12 protein-coding genes are annotated in these 19,629 nt (G+C 72.9%); all 12 read left to right on the forward strand.

Going from position 1 to position 19,629, the window contains the following annotated elements; translation table 11 throughout:
* Positions 1–253: 253 nt before the first annotated feature.
* A complete protein-coding gene (fabI, locus tag DN069_RS08840) occupies positions 254–1,018 on the forward strand; it encodes an enoyl-ACP reductase FabI (protein ID WP_111500315.1) in 765 nt (254 codons plus the stop codon).
* A gap of 226 nt (positions 1,019–1,244) precedes the next feature.
* Positions 1,245–1,769 (forward strand): nitroreductase family protein, encoded by a 525-nt coding sequence (locus DN069_RS08845; RefSeq protein ID WP_111500316.1) that lies wholly within the window; start codon positions 1,245–1,247, stop codon positions 1,767–1,769.
* 340 nt (positions 1,770–2,109) lie between these two features.
* A complete protein-coding gene (locus DN069_RS08850) occupies positions 2,110–6,639 on the forward strand; it encodes a type I polyketide synthase (RefSeq protein WP_279387886.1) in 4,530 nt (1,509 codons plus the stop codon).
* Between the two features lie 65 nt (positions 6,640–6,704).
* A complete protein-coding gene (locus DN069_RS08855) occupies positions 6,705–8,942 on the forward strand; it encodes an MMPL family transporter (protein ID WP_133259858.1) in 2,238 nt (745 codons plus the stop codon).
* 32 nt (positions 8,943–8,974) lie between these two features.
* Positions 8,975–11,626, forward strand: a complete 2,652-nt coding sequence (locus tag DN069_RS08860) for an aldehyde dehydrogenase family protein (RefSeq protein WP_207892093.1) — start codon at positions 8,975–8,977, stop codon at positions 11,624–11,626.
* Between the two features lie 6 nt (positions 11,627–11,632).
* On the forward strand, positions 11,633–13,408 hold the full coding sequence (locus DN069_RS08865) for a thiamine pyrophosphate-binding protein (RefSeq protein WP_111500319.1): 1,776 nt from the start codon (positions 11,633–11,635) through the stop codon (positions 13,406–13,408).
* A complete protein-coding gene (gene fabF / locus DN069_RS08870; RefSeq protein ID WP_111500320.1) occupies positions 13,398–14,654 on the forward strand; it encodes a beta-ketoacyl-ACP synthase II in 1,257 nt (418 codons plus the stop codon). The genes DN069_RS08865 and fabF overlap by 11 nt, the downstream gene beginning before the upstream one ends.
* Before the next feature lie 56 nt (positions 14,655–14,710).
* On the forward strand, positions 14,711–14,962 hold the full coding sequence (locus tag DN069_RS08875; protein ID WP_111500321.1) for an acyl carrier protein: 252 nt from the start codon (positions 14,711–14,713) through the stop codon (positions 14,960–14,962).
* A 28-nt stretch (positions 14,963–14,990) separates the two neighbouring features.
* Complete coding sequence (gene gntA, locus DN069_RS08880; RefSeq protein ID WP_111500322.1) at positions 14,991–15,797, forward strand: guanitoxin biosynthesis heme-dependent pre-guanitoxin N-hydroxylase GntA; 807 nt, start codon at positions 14,991–14,993, stop codon at positions 15,795–15,797.
* Complete coding sequence (locus DN069_RS08885) at positions 15,794–16,249, forward strand: FAS1-like dehydratase domain-containing protein (RefSeq protein WP_111500323.1); 456 nt, start codon at positions 15,794–15,796, stop codon at positions 16,247–16,249. Before gntA ends, DN069_RS08885 begins: the two co-directional genes overlap by 4 nt.
* Positions 16,246–17,787: an MFS transporter gene (locus tag DN069_RS08890; protein ID WP_165845431.1), complete on the forward strand. Its 1,542-nt coding sequence runs from the start codon at positions 16,246–16,248 to the stop codon at positions 17,785–17,787. Before DN069_RS08885 ends, DN069_RS08890 begins: the two co-directional genes overlap by 4 nt.
* On the forward strand, positions 17,777–19,537 hold the full coding sequence (argS, locus tag DN069_RS08895) for an arginine--tRNA ligase (protein WP_243639022.1): 1,761 nt from the start codon (positions 17,777–17,779) through the stop codon (positions 19,535–19,537). Before DN069_RS08890 ends, argS begins: the two co-directional genes overlap by 11 nt.
* The last annotated feature ends 92 nt before the right edge of the window (positions 19,538–19,629 follow it).

Consider the following 19,629-nt stretch of genomic DNA (forward strand, 5'->3'; position numbering starts at 1 on the left):
CACGCGACCGCCCAGGTCGCACGGGAACTGCCCCGAACCAGAGGGCAAGTCGCGTTACACGCCGGTGATTGCCGATCCATGAACGCTTGGCACGTTCTTCCCGCGAGGCATTTTCTGCCGATTCACCACGCGTTCCCGCACCTGATCCACGGGCGGCCGAAAATCGGTAGCGGTCCACCCCGTCCCGGGGAGTAATTCAATACCGAATTCGCGGGCGCCGGAGAGCGCGTTCTCGCACAGAATTGGGGTTTCCATGGGCATTCTGGCCGGCAAGCGCATCCTGGTCACGGGCGTGTTGACCAGTGATTCCATCGCCTTCCACGTGGCTCGGCTGGCGCAGGAGGAAGGCGCGCAGGTGGTGCTCACCGGCTTCGGGCGGCTGAGCCTGGTCGAGCGGATCGCCAAGCGGCTGCCCACGCCGGCGCCGGTGCTGGAGCTGGACGTGACCGACGACGACCAGCTCGCCTCACTGGCCGACCGGGTGCGCGAGCACGTGGACGGGCTCGACGGCGTGGTGCACGCGATCGGCTTCGCCCCCGCCGAGGCGCTGGGCGGCAACTTCCTCAACACCGGCTGGTCGGACGTCTCGACGGCGCTGCAGGTCTCCACCTACTCGCTCAAGGCGCTCGCCACCGCCACCCTGCCGCTGATGCACGACGGCGGCTCCATCGTCGGCCTGGACTTCGACGCCACGGTCGCCTGGTCCTCCTACGACTGGATGGGCGTCGCCAAGGCCGGTCTGGAGTCCTGCTCCCGCTACCTGGCCCGGCACCTGGGCCCGAAGGGGATCCGGGTGAACCTGGTCGCGGCCGGCCCGCTGCGCACCATCGCGGCCAAGAACATCCCCGGCTTCGAGGAGTTCGAGTCCACCTGGGACGCGCGCTCGCCGCTGGGCTGGAAGGCCGACGACATCGAGCCGGCCGCGCGCGCGGCGGTGGGCCTGCTCTCGGACTGGTTCCCGGCGACCACGGGCGAGATCGTCCACGCCGACGGCGGCTTCCACGCCATGGGTGACTGACAAGCACGGCGGTCCCGGCGGAACCCCGCCGGGACCGGACCCGGCCGACCGAGCTCGACCACAACACGAAGCACGCGTGTACGGGGGCGTCTCGCTCATGTCAGATCAGTCATGCACGCGTTGCGGTGAGCCGGACCACGGCTGCCGCACGGAATCGGAGTACGAAAGACCGCCGCGACAGCGACCGCACGTGCCGTTGCCCCCGCCGGGGCGGCCCGGTGAGCCGTTGCCGTCTCCTGACGCACGGCTCGGCGCTCCGGTCGAGGCGGCCCAACTCGCCACGCTGCTGGCCGCGGTGGCGCATCTCGGTGCCGCGGACCGGGCCTGCCCCGGCGCGCTGGGGCTGTACGTGGTGGCGAACCGGATCACCGGGCTGGCCTCCGGGATCTACCGCTACCGGCCGCGGACGAACGCACTGGCCCCGGTCGAGGCGGCCCAGTCCGCGCGGCGGCTCGCGAGCTGCGCCGCCGAGCCGGCTGCACTGCTCGCGGCGGACGCGGTGCTGGGCTTCGCGGCGGGTGCCGCACGGGGCGGTCCGCCACGGCATGCGCTGCCGCGCGCCGCCACGGACGGGCTCGGCCCGGTGAAGTCCGCGTACCGGGCGGTCCGGTCCGCGGGCGCACTGGGGCTGACGGGCACCGTGGTCGCCGGGTTCGTCGACGCCATCGGCGACCTGCTCGCGCTGCCCGCGGGCAATCCGTCCTGCGTCCTGGTCGCCCTGACCCGGACTCAGGCGCGGCTCCACCGTTGACCGGAGAATGTCACCGGAGAACCGGCAGGGCCGGCACCGCTCACGGTGCCGGCCCTGCCCCGTTTTCGCGCCCGGCATGCATCCGACCCGTCGAATGTCACAGAACCTTACGGTGAACGTCGGTCGACGCGCGAAGTCCACGGCATTGCTGTCATAAAACGTTACGGCCAACAGTGGTGGGCCAGTCGCTGGCCACTGCCCCAACGGCCGCTCTGACCAGGTGAAATGACAGCACTCAGAGCTGTCACAGATGTTGACTCCTGCCTCGAACACATGACAGCGTTCGCGACGGCTGGCCGCAAGCCAGTCTTGGACCACCGATCTGACGGCGAGGTACCTGGTGCGCGACATCGCGATCGTTGGAATGAGCTGCCGCTTCCCAGGGGCACGGAACCTGCAGGAGTACTGGCGTCTGCTGCTCGGCGGGCAGCGGCAGTTCCGCTCGGTCCCCGCGGAGCGCTGGGACCACGCGGAGTACTTCGACCCGACCGACAAGCGCGGCTCCAAGGCCTCCTACACCGACAAGATCGCGGTGATCGACGAGGTCGACCAGTTCGACGCCGCGCACTTCCGGATGTCGCCGCGCCGCGTGCAGAACATGGACCCGCAGCACCGACTGCTGCTCCAGGTCTCCCGCGAGGCCCTGCAGGACGCCGGCTGGGAGCGCCGCCCGTTCGACCGGGCCACGACCGGTGTCTTCTTCGGGCTGAGCAGCTCGGAGTACGCCGAGTACAGCCCCGACGTCAAGCAGATCCAGCCGTTCACCGTGCCCGGTGTGCTGCTGAACATGGCCGCCGCCACCGTCAGCCAGTACTACGACCTCGGCGGGCCCAGCTTCACCGTCGACGCCGCGTGTTCCTCCAGCCTGGTGGCGCTCTACGAGGCGGTCACCCACCTGCGCGCCGGGCACTGCCGCGAGGCCGTGGTCGGCGGCGCCTACCTGGCGCTGGCGCCGAACGGCCTGGTCGGCTTCGCGAAGGTCGGCGCGCTGTCCCAGGCGGGGGTCTGCCGCCCGTTCGACCGGCGCGCGGACGGCTTCGTGCTCGGCGAGGGCATCGGCGCCGTCGTCCTGCGGCCGCTGGACGAGGCCCTCGCCGCCGGCGACCGGGTCTACGCCGTGGTGCGCGGCGTCGGCTCCTCCAACGACGGTGTCACGGACGGTCCGATGACGCCGCGTCAGGAGGGACAGGAGGTCGCGCTGCGCCGGGCCTACGCCGACGCGGAGTGCACCATGGACTCCGTCGGCTTCATCGAGGCGCACGGCACCGCGACCGTCGTCGGCGACCGGACCGAGCTGGACGCCATCAAGGCGGTGCGGACCGCCGACCTGATGGGCAGACCGGACCGCGGCGCCTACCTCTCCTCCGTCAAGAGCCTGATCGGGCACGGCCTCAGCGCGGCCGGCATGGCCAGCGTGATCAAGGCCGCCCTGGTGCTGCACCACGGCACGGTCGTGCCGCAGCCGGAGACCGAGGTGGACCCGGCGGTCGGCATGGCCGAGGCGGGCCTGCGGATCGCCGACGCCCCTGTGCCGTGGCCCGCCGAGGACGCGCCGCGCCGCGTCGGGGTCAACGGCTTCGGGTTCGGCGGCACCAACGTCCACGTGGTGCTCCAGGACGCGCCGGACAACCCGGCCACCACGCCCGCCCCGGACGAGCCCGAGCGCCCCGAGCTGTTCCTGCTGTCGGCCGGGACCCCGGCCCTGCTGGCCGACCACATCGGCGCGGTGCTCGACGAGCTCGCCACACAGCCCCACGCCACCGCACGCGAGTTGGCCTGGACGCTGGCCCAGCGCACCCCGCTGCCCGCCCGCCTGGCCGTCGTCGCGAGCGACCTCGCCGAGCTGCGCGAGAAACTGACGCAGGCTCAACAACAGCTGGCCGACGGCAGGCTGGGCGTGCTGGGCGACGCCGGGTTCGCGGGCAGGACGCCACTGCCGGCCAAGAAGCGCCAGGTCGCCTTCCTCTTCCCCGGCCAGGGCAGTCAGCGCCCCGGCATGCTGGGCGACCTGGTCGAACGCTTCGGGGCGCTGCGCGGACGGGCCGAGGCGCTGGACGCGGGTCTGCGGGAGCAGGCCGGGTTCTCCGCGCTCGACGCGCTCTACGGTCCGGAAGCCGCGAGCGACGCGGGCCGCGCCCGACTGACGGGCACCGACGTCTGCCAGCCCGCGCTCGGCCTGCTCGGGCTGTCCATGGCCCGCCTGCTCGCGGAGTGCGGGGTGCGGGCCGACCTCACGCTCGGACACAGCGTGGGCGAGTTCCCGGCCGCGGCGATCGCCGGAGCGATGACCGACGAGGCCGCCCTGGGACTGCTCGCGACCCGGGGCCGCCGGATGCGGGACGCCGAGGCCGAGGTCCGCGGCGGGATGCTTGCGGTCCGCGGCGACGCCGAGCGCGTCGAGGCCCTGCTGCACGGCGTCGACGGGGCCTGGCCGAGCTGCTACAACCACCCCGGCCAGACCGTGGTGAGCGGCACCGAGGCCGGGCTCGCCGAGACCGGGCGGCGCTGCGCCGCCGAGGGCCTCCCGGCGGTGCGGCTGGAGGTGTCCAACGCCTTCCACTCCCCGCTGCTCGCCGGCGCGCGCGAGGGCATCGAGAGCGACCTCGCCGACGCACCGATCGGCGCGCCGGGGCTGACCTTCGTCTCCTCGGTGAGCGGCGCGGCCTGCGCCGCCCCGGAGCGGCTGCGGGTGCTGTGGGCCGAGCACGCGCTCGCCCCGGTCCGCTTCGCCGACGCCGCGAGAGCCGCGCACGACGCGGACGCCCGGATCTTCGTGCAACTCGCGGGCGGCAGAGGCCTGCTGTCCACCGTCCGGCAGAACCTCCGCGAGGAGGAGGGGCTCCACTACGTCGCGCTGACCGGCGAGAAGCCGGACGACGCGCGCACCTTCCTCGCCGGGCTCGGCCAACTGGCCGTCCTCGGACTGCCCGTCGGCCTCACCCCACTGTTCGAGGGCACGCCCCGGCTGCTCTCACTGCCGCCGTCGCCGCTGCGCACCCGGCGCTACTGGGTCGACGCACAGAAGCCGCGGGACACCTCCGCCTTCCTGGCGCCCCGGCCGGTCCCGGCGGCGACGGCCGGCACGGCCGAAGCGACCGCCCCGGCCGAACCGCCCGCCATCGCCGCGAGGGCCGTGCTGCCCCAACCCCCCGTGAAGGAGCATCCCGTGAACGAGGTCGTGTCCCTGCTGCGCGAGCAGCTCGCGACGTTGCGCAGTCTCGGCGTCGCCGAACTCGCCGAGTTCGCCCCCGCGCCGACGACGGTGGTGACGGCGGAGGCCGTGGTGCGGACTCCGGCCGCGCTCCCCCCGGCGGCACGGCCCGCGCCCACCGCGACGGCGGGCGCCGCCGAGCGGCTTGCGGTGCGCGGCACGGTCGTCGGGCACATCTCCCGGATCAGCGCCTTCCCGGCCGACCAGCTGCACGACGACCACCTGGTGGTCCAGGAGCTCGGCTTCGACTCACTGATGCTGACCGAGCTGATGGCCTCGGTGCGCAACACCTGGCCGCACCTGGCCGAGCAGCTCGCGGGCGGAGTCATCGCGACCCGGCCGACCATCCGTGAGATCGTCGACGCCGTCGCCGGCCTGCTCGGTGTCCCGGCGGCGGCGGCCGCACCGCAGGCCACCGCACCCGCCGTCCCCGACGAACCGGCCGACGCCGTCGCGCAGGAGCGCAGGATCGAGGACTTCCCCGAAGCGCTGGCGCTCGCGGCGCAGATCGACGAACCCGGCACCCGCAACCCGTACTTCCTGCTGCACGAGGGCACCGCGACCGACACCTCCCGGATCGAGGGCCGCGAGCTGGTCTGCTTCTCCAGCTACAACTACCTCGGCCTGTCCGGCCACCCGGCGATCAAGCAGGCCGTCGGCGAGGCGCTGGACACCTACGGCAGCTCCGTCTCGGCCAGCCGCTTCCTCTCCGGCGACCGGCCGGTGCACCGGGAGCTGGAGGCCGAACTCTCCACGCTGCTGGGCACCGAGGACGCCATCGTCATGGTCAGCGGCCACGCGACCAACGTGTCGGTGATCGGGCACCTGCTCGGCGCGGAGGACCTCGTCGTTCACGACGAACTCGCGCACGACAGCATCCTGCAGGGCTGCAAGCTCTCCGGCGCCCGGCGACTGCCGTTCCCGCACAACGACATGACCGCGCTCGACGAGCTGCTGACCCGGGCTCGGCCGCGCTACCGCCGCTGCCTGATCGTGGTCGAGGGCGTCTACAGCATGGACGGCGACCTGGTGGACCTGCCCAGGCTGATCGAGGTCAAGGAGAAGCACGGCGCGATCGTGCTGGTCGACGAGGCGCACAGCATCGGCACCATCGGCAAGAACGGCGGCGGCGTCGGCGACCACTTCGGCGTGGACCGCTCCCGGATCGACCTGTGGGCCGGGACCCTGTCCAAGTCGCTGTCCAGCTGCGGCGGTTACGTCGGCGGTTCGGCGGACGTGGTGCGCTACCTCAAGTACAGCGTGCCGGGCTTCGTCTACAGCGTCGGCATGACGCCGCCGAACACCGCCGCCGCGCTGGCCGCGATCCGGGCGATGCGCGACGAGCCGGAGCGCCTGGAGCGGCTGCGCGGCAACGCGGAGCTGTTCCTCGCCGAGGCCCGCAAGGCCGGTCTGGACACCGGGCCGAGCTCCGACTCCCCCGTGGTGCCCTGCATCGTCGGCGACTCCGCGATGACGCTCAAGCTCGCCGAGGTGCTGTTCGACCGCGGCATCAGCGTCAACCCGATCATGTACCCGGCGGTACCGGAGGCCGAGGCCCGGCTGCGCTTCTTCATCACCTCGGAGCACACCGAGAAGCAGATCCGCGCCTCCGTCGCCACCGTGGCCGAGGAACTCCGGCTGCTGCGCGCCGGCGCCTGACACCACCCCGAACCCCCGCCGCTCGACCGTCCGCTCGACCCCAGGAGCTGGTTCCCGTGTCCTCCATGCCCACGTCGCCGGTCGCCGCCCCGGCGCCCCCCGGCCCAGGTACGGCCGAGCACGCCCGCCGGCTGCCGCTCGCGCTGCGCCGGCCGCGCTGGGTGCTCTGGATCAGCGTGCTGTTCCTGGTGCTGACCGGGGTGCTGGCGGGCGGCGCGTCGGCGGCGATGAAGAACGGCGGGTTCGACGACCCGGCGTCGGACTCCTCGCAGGCGACGCAGCTGCTCGCGGCCAAGTTCCCGGCGAGCCAGGCGAACCTGGTGCTGCTGGTGCAGAGCCACGCGGGCGTGGACGCGCCGCAGGCCACCGCGACCGGCAAGCGGCTGCTGGCCACGCTGACGTCGACACCCGGGGTCCACGTCGTGGACAGCTACTTCGCCACGGGCGACCCCGGGCTGCGCTCCCGCGACGGGCACAGCGCGCTGACCACGGTGAACGTCAGCGGCGACGAGGACGCGGTGGCGCGCACCACGACGAAGCTGCACGACGAGCTGGCCCGGGCCTCCGGGCCGGTCGCCGTGCGGTTCGGCGGCATCGCGCAGGTCACCAACGACCTGACCGACCAGACCAACAACGACCTGGCGACCTCCGAGGGCATCGCGCTGCCGCTGACGCTGATCCTGCTGTTCTTCGTCTTCCGGGGGGTGGTCGCCGCGCTGCTGCCGCTGTTCATCGGGGTCCTGTCGATCTCCGGCTCGCTGGCGGTCCTCTACGGGCTGGGCCAGGCCACCTCGGTGTCGGTGTTCGCGGTCAACCTGACCACCGCGCTGGGCCTGGGACTGGCCGTCGACTACAGCCTGCTGATCGTCTCCCGCTACCGGGAGGAACGCGCGGGCGGCCTGGAGGCGCGCCCGGCCCTGGCGGCCACGCTGCGGACGGCCGGACGCACGGTGGTCTTCAGCGGAGCGATCGTTGCCGCGGTGCTCAGCACGCTGGTGGTGTTCAAACAGTACTTCCTCAGCTCCTTCGCCTACGCCGGGGTCGCGGTCGTCGCCATCACGGTGCTGTGCGCGCTGCTGCCGCTGCCCGCCGCGCTGCTGCTGGTGGGCGACCGGATCGACTCCCGCGCCGTCCGGCGCAAGCGCGCCGCCGGGACGGCGGCCGAGGCGAAGGCTCCGCAGGACCGGCTCTGGGGCCGGATCGCCGGTGGCGTGATGCGCCGCCCGCTGGTGGCCGGGCTGCTGGTGGCCGGGTTGCTGGTGGTGGTGGCCGCGCCGCTGACGGGAGCCCAGTTCGGCGTCCCGGACGAGCGGGCGCTGCCCAAGGGCACCGAGAGCCGGGTGGTGGCCGACCTCGCCCGCACCCAGTTCAGCGGCGACGACGAGAACGCCCTGTCGCTGGTCGGCCAGGACTGGCCGGACGGCTCGCCCACCGATCTGGCCGCCTACGCGCAGCGCCTGTCCGCCCTGCCGCACGTGACCTCGGTGACCAGCGCCGCCGGACGGTTCCAGCAGGGCCGGCCGGTCGGCGGGCCGGTCCCCGGCCTCACCGCGGGCGCGGCGACGGTGCTGCAGGTCGCCGACGACGTGGTGCCCTACTCCCCCGCGGGCGAGCAGCTGGTGACGAGCGTGCGGGCGGTCCCCGTGCCCGGCGGGCACCGGGTGTACGTCGGCGGCCTCGCCGCCCAGTACGTGGACGTGACGGCGTCGATCGGCGCGCGACTGCCGCTCGCGATCGGGCTGGCCACACTGCTCACCCTGGTGCTGCTGAGCCTGGCGACCGGCAGTGTGCTGCTGCCGCTCAAGGCGGTGCTGTTCAACGCGCTCGGCCTGGGCGCGGTGCTCGGCGCGATGATCTGGATCTTCCAGGACGGGCACCTGGCCGGCCTGCTCGACGTCACCCCCGCGCCGATCGCGGTCACCATGCCGGTCCTGCTGCTCTGCATCGCCTACGCGCTCTCGATGGACTACGAGATGTTCGTGCTCTCGCGGATCAAGGAGCGCTACACGAAGTCCGGCGACCCGATCGGCGCGGTGCGCGAGGGGCTCGGCGGCTCCGGCCCGATCATCACCGCGGCGGCGGCGATCCTGGCCGTCTCCTTCTTCTCGACGGCGATCTCCGGGGTGTCGCTGGCCAAGCTCTTCGGCATCGGCACCGGGCTCGCGGTGATCCTCGACGCGGTGCTGGTGCGCGGCGTGCTGGTGCCCGCCTTCCTCAAGATCTTCGGTGCCGCCGCCTGGTGGGCGCCGGCCCCGATGAAGCGCCTCACCGGCCGGATATCCGGCGCCGTGGGCGAGCACTGACACGGCCTCACAACGACGACTGAGGAGAGATCGTGGAACTTCCCCAGGCGACCCTGGTCACCGGGTCCGGCACCCGTACGGCGCAGGACATCGCCGGTGCGGCGCTGAGACTGGCGGCGGTGCTGCGCCGGACCGGCGTGAGAACCGGTGAGCGGGTGCTGCTCAAGGCCGACAACTCACCCTCGATGGTGACGGCGCTGCTGGCCCTGATGCACCTCGACGTCTCCGTCGTGCTGCTCGACGACCGGCAGACCGACCAGGAGTGCACCCGGGCGGCCACGCTGACGAAGGCCCCGTGGGCGGTCTCGCACCGGGGCGAGGAGATCGCCCCGCACGTGCGGACCATCCCGCTCGACGCCGTCGAGGCCGAGCCGGCCGAGACCGAGCTCGACGCCGAGCTGGACTTCTCCGCGTGGGAGCGGCGCGAGGACGCACTGATCACCTGGTCCTCCGGTTCGACCGGACTGCCCAAGGGCATCGTCCGCTCCGGCCGGGCACTCCTGGACGACCTGGAGCGCTCCCGCGAACGGATGGGCTACCAGGCGAGCGACGTGCTGCTGCCGCTGGTGCCGTTCTCGCACTTCTACGGCCTGACCCTGGTGCTGATCTGGTGGCGGCTCGGCTGCACCCTGATCGTCACCCCGACCAACCGCCTCGACCAGGCGCTCAAGGTGGGCTCGGAGGCGGGCGCGACGGTGGTGGACGCCACCCCGTCGACGCTGCACAGCATCCTGAACCTGACCGAGCGTCGCCCGCAGCTGCTGGTGGAGCTGGCCACGGTGCGGATGTGGTGCGTCGGCGGCGCGCCGATGAGCAGCACCTTCGCCGCGCGGTTCGCCGCCACCTTCGGGGTGCCGGTGCTCGACGGCTACGGCAGCAACGAGGCCGGCAACATCGCGCTGGCGAGCGTGGACAACCCGGAGGGCTGCGGCCGTCCGCTGGACGGCGTCGAGGTCACCATCGTCGACGCCGACGGCAGCCCGGTGCCGATCGGCAGCACCGGCGAGATCATCGTGCGCAGCCCGGCCATGATGGTCGGTTACCTGGACGAGGCCGGCGAGGTCGCCCCGCTCGGGTCCGAGGCTTACCACACGCAGGACCTCGGCTACTGGGACACCCACGGCAACCTGTACGTGGTGGGCCGCAAGTACGCGGTGCACCGCCTGGGCCACACCCTCTACCCGGAGTCGATCGAGCGGCGCGCGGAGGCCTGCGGGCGCCCGGTCAAGATCGTCGCGCTGGACGACGAACGGCGCGGCTGCCAGCTGGTGTTCGTGGTGGCCGACCCGGACGGGTCGAGCGCCCAGCTGTGGCGCCGCGAGATCGACGCGCTGCTGCCCTCCTACGAGCAGCCGAACCGGGTGATCGTGGTCGAGCAGTTCCCGCTGAACGCCAACGGCAAGCCGGACATGGTGGAGCTGCGGCGGCAGGCGCAGGACGCCATCGGCGACCGGGCGGCCCGCCCGGTGGTGCCGGTCGCCGCGCTGGCCTCGGCCAACGTGCCGCTGCCCGACCGCCTGCACGCGGTGCACGACATGGTCGCCTTCCTGCGCGAGCAGCCGGAGCAGATCGCGGAGATCCTCACCGAGATCTCGGTGCGCCGGGCGGTCGACGAGGAGATCGAGGACTCGATCGTCACCCTGGAGGGCGCCGTCGAGGAGATCGACCGCTACCGGCCCGGGCGGGTCTCCCGGCTGGCCGGCTTCATGTCCTCGAACGTGGTGCTCTACTCCTACGTGCTGCACGCGGTGCTGCCCTCGCTGTTCGTCGAGCGGATCTCGATGCGGCCCTCCAGCCAGGTGGCCGCGCAGACACGCCGGCTGCACGAGCTGTTCGCCCCGGTGCACGGCCTGCCGATCGAGATGTCGACGCTGAACCAGCGTCAGTTCGTCTCCGGCCCGGCCGCCGAGGCGGACGTGGTGGTCTTCACCGGCGCCTACAACAACGCCGAGGAACTGCGCGGCAAGCTGCGCCGCGACCAGCTGATGGTCTTCTTCGGCCAGGGCATCAACCCGTTCGTGGTGGGCCCGGACGCGGACGGCGAGCGGGCGGTCGAGGACGCGATCCGGATCCGGCTGCACAACTCCGGCCAGGACTGCTTCGGGCCGGACGTGTTCTTCGTCCACGCCTCCCTGCAGGATCGTTTCGTCGGGGGCCTCACCAAGCGCCTCGCCGAACAGCGCCACGGCGCCTACACCGACCCGGACGCGGACTACGGCGCGGTCTACTACGACTCCGCGATCCGTGCCACCACCGAGTTCCTGCTGCGCAACCGGGAGCACGTGGTGCACGGCGGCGAGGTCGACTTCCGCACCGGCCTGGTCCGCCCGACGGTGCTGGTGCGGAACATCGAAGACCAGCTGGACATCAGCGAGTTCTTCTCGCCGATCTTCAACGTCGTGGTCTACGACGACCCGGAGCGGCTGGAGAAGGTGCTCTTCTCGCCCTACTTCGCCGAGCGGTCGATGGGCGCGATGGTCTACGGCACCGAGGACGCCCTGGTCGAGAAGCTGCGCGAGCGGCACACCGTCGGCGTCAACCGCACCCTGCTGGACGTCGACAACGGCAACCACCCCTTCGGCGGCCGTGGCGTCATGGCCAACTACGCCGCCTACCGGGGCAGGCGCACCGCCGAGCCGCTGCTGCTGTCCAAGTCCGTTGCCCAGTACGGAATCGGAGTCTGAGAGCTGATGGCGGAGACCACCTACCCCAGTCCGTGGCACGCCGTGGTGGACGCGCTCGTCCACCACGGGGTCGACACGGTGTTCGGTCTGCCCGGTGACGACCTCGGCGCGCTGCACGCGCTGGAGGACGCGCCGGTGCGGATGCTGCTCTGCCGTGACCAGCGCAGCGCGCTGTTCCTGGCCACCGGCCACGCGCTGCAGTCCGGGCGCACCGCCGTCTGCGTCGTCGGCAAGGGCCCGGCCGTGGCCAACGCGGTCACCGGGCTGCTGGAGGCGCACACCTCCGGCGTGCCGCTGGTCGTGCTGGCGGGCGGCACCGCGACCAAGCGCCGCGACTCCGGCGCCTTCCAGGAGGTCGACCAACTCGCCCTGGTCCGCCCGCTGGTGAAGTGGGCCGCGCGGATCGACCACCCGGACCGGCTGGTTCCGGCGCTGGACAAGGCGTTCCTGCTCGCCGCGTCGGGCGCGCCCGGCCCCGTCTACGTCGAGCTGCCGGACGACCTGCTGGACCTGGAGATCGTCCGCACCCGCCCGTGGGCGGACGCCCCGGAGGTCGCGACCGCGGTCACCGCGGACGGCGTCGACTCGCGGGCCCTGGCGCTGGTCCGGGCCGCGCGGCGACCGGTGCTGCTGGTCGGCGGCGGCATGCGCGGCCGTAACGGGGAGCGCCGCATCGAGGCCCTCGCGGACCGGCTCGGCGCGGCGGTCTTCGCCACCGCCTCCGGGCGCGGCGTCGTCGACGAGACGCACCCGCACTTCGCCGGCCTGGCCGGTCTGTACTCCCCGGCCGAGCTGGCGCCGGTCTGGTCCGAGGCCGACCTGCTGATCACGCTCGGCAGCCGGCTGGAGGAGACCGCGACCTTCAACGGCTTCGTCGGCCCCGGGGTACCGGTGCTGCAGGTCAACCTCGACCCGGCCGGGCTGTCCACGGAGTTCCCGGGCCTCGGCCTGCTGGGCGAGGGCGCGGCGGTCGTCGCGCACTGGCTGCGCGAGCTCGGCCCCCACCCCACGGAGGCCGAGGCTGACGCCACCTGGCCGGACACCGTGACCGAGTGCCGCGCCGCCGCCCACGCCGCCGTCGCCGCCCGGCTGGCCGAGATGGCCGCGGGCGACACCCTGCACGTCGCGGAGGTCCTCGCCGCGCTGGACCGGCTCGCGCCCGCCGACCGGATCCTGGTGCAGGAGAACGGCCTGCAGGACATGTGGTCCTACTTCTTCCCGCACTGGACCGTCGGCGCCGAGGCGGGCTCGGTGGTCCCCTCCGAGCAGACCACGCTGGGCTTCGGCACCGCCGCCGCGGGCGGCGTCAAGCTCGCCGCCGGGGACCGGCCGGTGATCGCCTTCGTCGGCGACGGCGCGTTCGCGATGGTCGCGAACGACATCGCGACGCTGGCCCGCGAGGGCGTCGGCGTCACCTACGTGGTGCTGCGCAACAGCGGCTACGGCTGGCTGCAGTGCCAACTCGACCAACACGGCGCCGAGTCGACGCGCTTCGCCTTCTTGGGCGAGGAGATGGGGAGCACCCTCCCGGTCCACCCCGCCGCCTGGCACGCGGTGGTGCGCGACAAGTCCGCGCTGGCCGACCTGCTCGGCGAGGCGCTGCTGAACAGCTCCAAGGGCCGCGTCGCCGTCCTCGAAATCCCGGTGACCATCGCCGACGCCCCGCCCGGGATCACCGAGCTCGACGGCGACTTCCCCGGCGCCGCCACCGACTCCGCCCCGAACCCCGCCTCCAAGAACGTCAGCAAGAACGAAGAGGAGAGACCCACTGATGAGCAGTGAGCACGCACCGCGCCGCCGGGTGGTCATCACCGGCTGCGGGGTCATCTCGCCGATCGGCCTGAGCTCCGCGGCGTTCTGGGACTCGCTGCTCGCGGGCCGCAGCGGCATCGCCCGGATCGAGGACTTCGACGTCTCCGACCTGCCGACCCAGATCGCGGCCCAGGTCAAGGGCTTCGACCCGGAGCAGTACATGCCGCGCAAGGTGTGGCGGCGGATCGACCCGTTCGCGCAGTACGCGCTGGCCGCCGCCGTCGAGGCGGTCGACATGGCCAAGATCGAGATCGACGAGGAGCTGGCGCCGCGGGTCGGCGTGCAGATCGGCTCCGGCTACGGCCCCAGCACGATCCAGTCCCAGGTGACCCTCGGCCTGCAGGAGAAGGGCGCGCGCAGCATCGGCCCGTTCACCTCGGCGGCCTCGGCCATCGACAACGCGGCGGGCGAGATCGCGATCCGCTTCGGCGCCAAGGGCCCCTCCGGCGCGATCAGCACCGCCTGCGCCAGCGGCACCTCCGCGATCGGCGAGGCGATGCGCTGGATCCAGTACGGCGCCTGCGACGTGGTGCTGGCCGGCGGCGCGGACCAGTCGGTGACCCGCTCGGACATCGCCTCGGCCTGCTCGGCGCGCGCGCTGTCGCGCCGCAACGACGACCCGGAGCACGCCTGCCGCCCGTTCGACAACGAGCGCGACGGCTTCATCATGGCCTCCGGCGCCGGCGTGCTGGTGCTGGAGGAGGCGGAGCGGGCGATGCGCCGCGGCGCGCCGATCCTCGCCGAACTGGTCGGCTACGGGGCGAGCACCGACGCCTACCACCCCACCGCCCCGCACCCGGAGGGCGCCGGCGCCCAGCAGGCGATGCGCGGCGCGCTCACGGACGCCCGGATCGACGCGTCCGAGGTGGACTACATCAACGCCCACGGCACCAGCACCAAGCTGAACGACCGGATCGAGACCCTGGCGATCCGTCAGGTCCTGGGCGCACACGCGCTGCGGGTGCCGATCAGCTCCACCAAGTCGATGACCGGCCACATGATCGGCGCGGCCGGCGCGGTCGAGGCCATCGTGGCCCTGCACACGATCCGCGACGGCGTCGTCCCACCGACCGTCAACTGCTTCGACCCGGAGGACACCGAGGTCAACTACGTGCCCCACACCGCGCAGGAGCACAAGGTCGACGTCGCGATGAGCAACTCCTTCGGCTTCGCCGGCCACAACGCCGTCGCGATCCTGCGCGCGTGGAAGCCGTGACCCCCGCTCTTTCCGAAGCCAGCCGAAAGACACACACCCAACCGAAGGGAACCGCCATGAACGACGAAGAGATCCGCGAGGGCCTGGCCGCCATCCTCCAGGAGGTCGCCGGTACCGACCCGGCCGAGGTCGAGATGGACAAGTCCTTTGTCAACGACCTCGACGTCGACTCGCTGCTGATGGTCGAGGTCGTCGTGGCCGCCGAGGAGCGGTTCGAGGTGAGCATCTCCGAGGACGACCTCAAGGAGGGCAGCACCGTCGGCGACCTGGTCCGCAGCATCCAGGGCGTGCTCGCCGCCGCGGTCTGACCCGGACCGGTGTGTGGAAGGAACTGTGGTGAACGCAGCAGGGCACAACCCCTTCGCGCCCGCCTCGGCCGAGGTCGCGCGCTCGTATCACGGATTTCTCGACAACCGCCTGGTCAAGCTGGCGCCCGAGGCGGCGCCCGCGGATCCGGAGGCGGAGGTCGCGCACGAGTCGTTCCGCGCCATGGTGATGGACGACCCCTACCCCTGCGTGGTCGGCCGGGGCCTGCTGCGCCGCGGCGACTACCGGTTCGGCGCCTACCCGGAACTCGGCACGCCCGCGAGCGCGCGGGCGGTGGCGGCGGACCTGTGGCAGTTCATCCAGGACTTCCCGATCCGGCAGGAGACCTTCGCCTCCTTCGTCGCCTGCTACGCCGGTCCCGACTGCGCGGACGAGCGGCAGTTCGAGGAACTGCTTTGGCAGCAGCTGCAGTTGCTGCACGACTTGGACCGCGAGCACCACCACTGGAACCCGATCGTCGGCGCCGACCCCAACACCAAGGGCTTCTCCTTCAGCTTCGCCGGGCGGCCGTTCTTCATCGTCGGCATGCACCCGGCGTCCTCCCGCCTCGCGCGGCGGCCGGGCCGGCCGACGATGGTGTTCAACGCGCACGAGCAGTTCAACATCCTGCGCGAGAACGGGCTGATGCCCCGCATCACGCAGACCATCCGCACCCGCGACCGCAAGCTGCAGGGCTACGTCAACCCGGCGCTGGAGTTCTTCGACGGCGACCACCCGGAGACGGTGATGTACTCGGGCCGTGTCCCCGACGACAGTTGGACGTGCCCGGTCCACATCGCCGCCCGCACGGCGGTCGCCGAGGGGACGGAGCGATGAGACGGCCCGCGGTCCTGGACGCGGTCGGCCGGGTCTACCCGCCCACGGAGCCCTACGAGATCGGCCGGGAGCACATCCGCGCCTTCGCCCGCGCCATCGGCGACGACTCGCCGATCTACCGCGACGCCGCGATGGCACGGGCGTTGGGCCACGCCGACGTGCTCGCGCCGCCGACCTTCCCCGTGGTCTTCACCCAGCAGGCCGCCGAACAGGTCACCGGCGACCCGGAGTTGGGCATCGACTTCGCCCGCGTGGTGCACAGCGGCCAGCGCTTCGTCTACCAGCGGCCGATACTCGCGGGTGACCGGCTCTCCTGCGTGGTGCTGATCGAGGAGGCCAAGTCCCTGGCCGGCAACCTGTCGCTGACCCTGCGTACCGAGGTGCTGGACGCCACGGGCGCCACGGTGCTGACGGAGTGGTCCACCCTGGTCGTCCGCGCGGACGACACGTGAACCGGCCCGCGACAGACCGCCGTTGGGCGACGCTGGCCGTCTGCTGCCTGGCCGCGCTGCTGCTGGCGATCGACGCCACGGTGGTCACGTTGGCCGTCCCGGCGCTGACCCGGGCGCTGCGGCCGTCGGCCAACCAGATCCTGTGGATCGCCGACGTCTACGGCTTCGTGCTCGGCGGGCTGCTGGTGACCATGGGCAACCTGGGCGACCGGATCGGCCGCAGGCGCCTGCTGCTGCTCGGCGTGGCCCTCTTCGGTCTCGCCTCCGCCGCGACGGCCTTCGCGCCGAGCCCCGCGCTGCTGATCGCCGCCCGCGCGGCGCTGGGGGCGGCCGGGGCCACCATCATGCCGTCGACGCTGTCGATCCTGCGCGGCGTGTTCACCGACCCCCGCGAACGGACCTGGGCGATCAGCCTGTGGAGCAGCACCTCGGTGGCGGGCTTCGCCCTCGGACCGGTCCTCGGCGGACTGCTGCTCGGTCACTTCTGGTGGGGCTCGGTCTTCCTGGTCAACGTCCCGGTCTGCGCCCTGGTGCTGGCGGCCGGCCTGCTGGTGCTGCCCGAGTCCCGCGCCCCCCAACCGGGACGGCTGGACGCGCCGAGCGCGGCACTGTCGGTGGTCGGCATGGTGACGGCCGTCTACGCCGTCAAGGAGGCCGCCCGCAGTGGCCCGCTGCACCCCGGTGTCGCGGTCACGGCGCTGCTCGGGATCGGCGCCCTCACCGCGTTCGTGCGGCGGCAGCGGCGACTGGCCGAGCCGCTGATCGACCTGCGGCTGTTCCGGCGCCGCGCGTACGGCGTGTCGGTGGCCGCGGCACTGGTCGCCATGTTCGTGACGGCCGCGCTGTCGCTGCTCTTCGCCCAGTACTTCCAACTCGTGCTGGGCTGGTCGCAGTTGCGTTCCGGACTGGCCGGGCTGCCGGGCGCGCTGACGGCGGTGCTGGGCGGGGGCGCGGCGGCGCCCGCGGTCGCGGCGTGGGGCCGTCGCCGGGTCGTCCCCCTCGGCCTGGCGCTGATGGGGCTGGGCTGCCTGCTCTACCTGCCGGTGGGCACGGCGGCCGACTACCCGCTGGTGCTGCTGCCGATGGCCGTCTTCGGCGCGGGCGCCGGGCTGAGCGTCGCGGTCACCAACCACACCGTGGTCGAGGCCTTTCCGCCGGACCGCGCGGGGGCGGCCGCCGCGGTGTCCGAGACCGCCTTCGAGGTCGGCGCCGCGCTCGGCATCGCGTTGATCGGCACCCTGCAGGCCGCCGTCTACCGGGCCCGGCTCACCCTGCCCGCCGGGCTGACGGGCGACCAGGCCGCCCGGCTGCGCGAGTCGTTGGGCGACGCCCTGACGGGATCCACATCCACCGCGCTCGCGGCCGCGCGGCGGTCCTTCGTCGCCGGCGTCCACATCGCCACGCTCACCTGCGCCGCCGTGGCCCTGGCGGCGGCCGCGGCCGCACTGCTCGTACTGCGCGCCCGGCCCCGCACCCGCACCGGCGGACCGACCGAGTTCGACCCAGACCAGGAGGTCATGACCAGTGGTGCACGGTAACCTGAGCGTCGAGCTGGGACAGCGGGTGGCCACGGCGGTGCAGGCCGCGCTGGATCTCCCGATCACCCCGGCCGAGGCGGTGATCCGGCCGTCCCGGCAGCCCGGCGTGGACTACCAGAGCAACGTCGCGATGGGCCTGGCCGCCCGCGCCGGCCGCGACCCACGCGAGGTCGCCGCGGACATCGTGGCCCACCTGGACGCCGCCGACCTGGTCGAGCCGCCACGGATCGCCCGCGCCGGGTTCATCGACCTGGTGCTCACCCCCGCCTGCCTCGCCCAGCGGGCGCGCGCCCTGGCGGCCGACGAGCGGCTCGGCTTCCCGCAGGTCGAGGGATCCCGACGGATCGCCATCGACTACTCCAGCCCCAACGTCGCCAAGGAGATGCACGTCGGCCACCTGCGCTCGACGGTGCTCGGCGACGCGATCAGCAGGCTGCTGCGGTTCGCCGGACACGAGGTCGTACCGCACAACCACATCGGCGACTGGGGCACGCCCTTCGGCATGCTCATCGAGCACCTGGTGGACGAGGGCCTGACCGGCCCCGCGGCGGCCTCCTCGCGGGGCGGCCTCTCACTCGGCGACCTCAACGGCTTCTACCAGGAGGCCCGCAAGAAGTTCGACACCGAGCCGGACTTCGCCAACCGCGCGCGCCGCCGCGTGGTGCTGCTGCAGGGCGGCCACCAGGAGACGCGGGAGCTGTGGCAGCAGCTCGTCGAGGAGTCGGCCACGCACTTCGAGCAGGTCTACCAGCTGCTAGGGATCCAGCTCACCCCCGCCGACGTCTACGGCGAGAGCTTCTACAACCCGTTCCTGGCCGACGTCGTCAAGCAACTCAGCGCCAAGCGGCTGGTCAAGGTCAGCGGCGGCGCGATCTGCGCCTTCCCCGAGGGCTTCACCAACCGCGAGGGCGAGCCGCTGGCCGTCATCGTCCGCAAGAAGGGCGGCGGCTACGGCTACGCCTCCACCGATCTGGCCACCGCCCGGTACTGGATCGAGGACCGCGGCGCCGACGACCTGCTCTACGTCGTCGGCAGCCCGCAGGCACAGCACTTCGCCGTCGTCTTCGCGGTGCTGCGCGAGGCCGGCTGGCTCACCGACGACCACCACGCCGAGCACATCGGCTTCGGCTCCATCCTCGGCTCCGACGGCCGGACCATCCGCACCCGCGCGGGCGGCTCGGTCAAGCTCGTCGACCTGCTGGTCGAGGCGATCGACCGGGCCGCGACCATCGCCGAACAGCGGGGCGAGCTGCCGGAGGAGCAGTGGGGGACGGTGGCGCGCGCGGTGGGCATCGGCGCGGTCAAGTACGCGGACCTCGCCCACGACCGCCGCAAGGACTACGTCTTCGACTGGGACCGGATGCTGGCGATGACCGGCAACACCGCCGCCTACCTCCAGTACGCCCACTGCCGGATCCGCTCGGTGCTGCGCCGCGCGGGCGTGACCGAGGAAGCGGCCACCGAGGCCCCGGTGCTGCTCGCGGACCCGCGCGAGCGGGAGCTGCTGGTCCGGATCCTGCGCTTCCCCGAGGCCTGCGCGGCGGCGACCCGGGCGTACGCGCCGCACAAGCTCTGCACCTACCTCTACGAGACGGCGAGCGCCTTCTCCTCCTTCTATGCGACCTGCCCCGTCCTGACCGCGGCCACGCCCGAGCTGCGCGACTCGCGGCTGGCCCTGGCCGCGCTCACCTCGCGCGTGCTGACGCTCGGCCTCTCGCTGCTCGGCATCGAGTCCCCGGAGCGGATCTAGTGCCGTGGCCGATCCGACGGAGTACCGCCCGCGACACGCGGCGGGGCCGTCCGGTCCGTCGGACGGTCTTGCGCGGTGGCGGGGGATCCGGG

The organism is Streptacidiphilus pinicola (assembly GCF_003258295.1).
GTDB classification, from domain to species: Bacteria; Actinomycetota; Actinomycetes; order Streptomycetales; family Streptomycetaceae; genus Streptacidiphilus; species Streptacidiphilus pinicola.